Annotated in this window: 2 protein-coding genes and 2 pseudogenes; 1 reads left to right on the top strand and 3 read right to left on the bottom strand. The window is 71.3% G+C overall.

All coding sequences use genetic code 11. The features are described from left to right. Positions 1–249: pseudogene (locus R6V09_RS52015) on the top strand (DUF5107 domain-containing protein); the annotation flags it as partial. 27 nt (positions 250–276) lie between these two features. On the opposite strand, the gene R6V09_RS52010 reads toward R6V09_RS52015, so the two are convergent. The 3 genes and pseudogenes from R6V09_RS52010 to R6V09_RS52000 form a co-directional block, all read right to left on the bottom strand. After that, positions 277–624 (bottom strand): VOC family protein, encoded by a 348-nt coding sequence (locus R6V09_RS52010; RefSeq protein ID WP_317888382.1) that lies wholly within the window; start codon positions 622–624, stop codon positions 277–279. An 85-nt stretch (positions 625–709) separates the two neighbouring features. Then, the gene (locus R6V09_RS52005; protein ID WP_317888381.1) at positions 710–1,531 is read right to left on the bottom strand and encodes a methyltransferase domain-containing protein; all 822 of its coding nucleotides are present in this window, start codon (positions 1,529–1,531) and stop codon (positions 710–712) included. 78 nt (positions 1,532–1,609) lie between these two features. Beyond that, positions 1,610–1,922, bottom strand: a pseudogene (locus R6V09_RS52000) (phosphoesterase); the annotation flags it as partial.

Here is a 1,922-nt window from a genome sequence, read left to right as displayed (position 1 = left end):
GCGGACGCCCGCGCCGTCTGGGAGATGCTGCACCCCGCCACCCGCGAACGTGGCCGATTCCTGCTGCTCCAGGCCGAGTTGCTGCTCGCGGAGGGGCGACGCGACGACGCGTGGGCGGTCTTCGCGGACGGCTTCGAGGTCGCCGACCTGCGCGAGGGCGCCGAGTCGATCGGCAGGCTCTGGGCCCGCCTCACCGACGAACCACTGCCCACGCGCTACGACTTCCGGATGCGGCCGGAAACGCCCTGAGGCGAGGCGTGGACCGGCGGTCGGCCGTCAGCCCCGCCGGTCCACGTACTCGTAGACCGAACCGTCCGGATGCATCACGAGCAGATTGCGCCCCACCGGCGTCGCCAGCGGGCCCGCGATGATCCGGGCGCCCAGGTCGGAGAGGAGGGTGTGCGCCTCGTCGACGTCCTTGACGGCGATGGTCGCCGCGACCTTGCGCAACACCTCCAGCTCCGCCTCGGGCCCGCTCATCAGCAGGAAGAAGCCGACCGCGGCCACCGACACGCCGCCTCGTTCGAAACGGAGCGCCGAGGCGCCCGTGAGGCGTTCGTAGAAGGGGACCGCGGTCTCCAGGTCGTCGACGCAGATGCGCAGCGTGGCTCCCAGAATGTCCATACGGACGAGCCTAGTTGGGACCGCCGGGCGGCGGTGATCCTTTCGGACGATTCCGGACGGCCCGGCGCTCGGCGGTACCGGCGGATCAGGCCGGCTTGCGGCACAGGATCTCGCCGTGCAGTACGGCGAACCAGCCGTCCTCCCGCTTCCCCCACTCCCGCCAGTCGTCCGCGATGGCGTCCAGCTGCTCGGTGGTCGCGTGCCCACCCTCGGTCGCGACCGCCGCGTACGAGGACGCCACCGTGCGGTCCGCCCACAGGCCGCTCCACCAGGCCCGCTCGTCCGGAGTGTGGAACGTCCAGGTGCTCGACGTGGTCGTGATGTCCGTCAGCCCCGCCTGCAGCGCCCACGACTTCAGCCGGCGTCCGGCGTCCGGCTCGCCCCCGTTGGCGCGGGCCACCCGCCGGTACAGGTCCAGCCAGTCGTCCAGCCCCGGCACCTCCGGATACCAGGTCATCACCGCGTAGTCCCCGTCACGGGCCGCGATGTACCCGGTCGGTTTGGTCACCCGCACCATCTCCCGCAGCGCCTGCACCGGATCGCCCACGTGCTGGAGCACCTGGTGGGCGTGGACCACGCAGAACGTGTCGTCCGGGTAGTCCAGCGCGTGGACGTCGGCGACCGCGAAGTCGACGTTCGTCAGGCCGCGTTCGGCGGAGGTGGCGCGGGCCTGGTCCAGGATGCCGGGCTCGCGGTCGACTCCGGTGACATGCCCGTCCGGGACCAGGGCGGCCAGGTCCGCGGTGATGGTGCCCGGGCCGCAGCCGATGTCCAGGATCTTCATGTGCGGCTTCAGCGAACCGAGCAGGTAGGAAGCCGAGTTGACGGCGGTTCGTTGGGTGTGCGACCGGAGTACGGACTCGTGGTGCCCGTGCGTGTAGACAGCGGTCTCCTGCGGCTTCGGCATGGCTCTACCTACCCCTTCGCGTCTTCTTCGGCGTAAGCAGAACGGTACGCGCGCATGTCGAATGATGAGACCTGCGTTTTACGATGTGGACTGACGAGTGATCAGGGACTCGGTCAGCGGGCGGTACACCGTCAGCGCCTCGGGCAGCTCCTCCAACGTCAAGTCGCCGCCCACGTCCGTGACTTCACCGTCGTAGGCGAGGAGCGTGCCGGGCGCCAGACCGGTCAGGCGCAGGCGGTGGACCTGGACCGCCGCGTGGGCGGGGGAGCGGGTGAAGGGGCCGGCGAGGGCCGCCGCGAGGAGGCGCAACGCGGGCCTGCGGCCGCCGTGCACGACGCGGATGTCCAGCCGTCCGTCCGCCAGGTCGACCCGGCGGCCCGAGGCGATGCCC

The sequence above is a fragment of the Streptomyces sp. W16 genome, from assembly GCF_033194735.1.
Classification (GTDB): domain Bacteria; phylum Actinomycetota; class Actinomycetes; order Streptomycetales; family Streptomycetaceae; genus Streptomyces.
The sequence above is the reverse complement of the archived record's forward strand: the minus strand, read 5'-3'. Positions and strand labels throughout refer to the sequence as shown.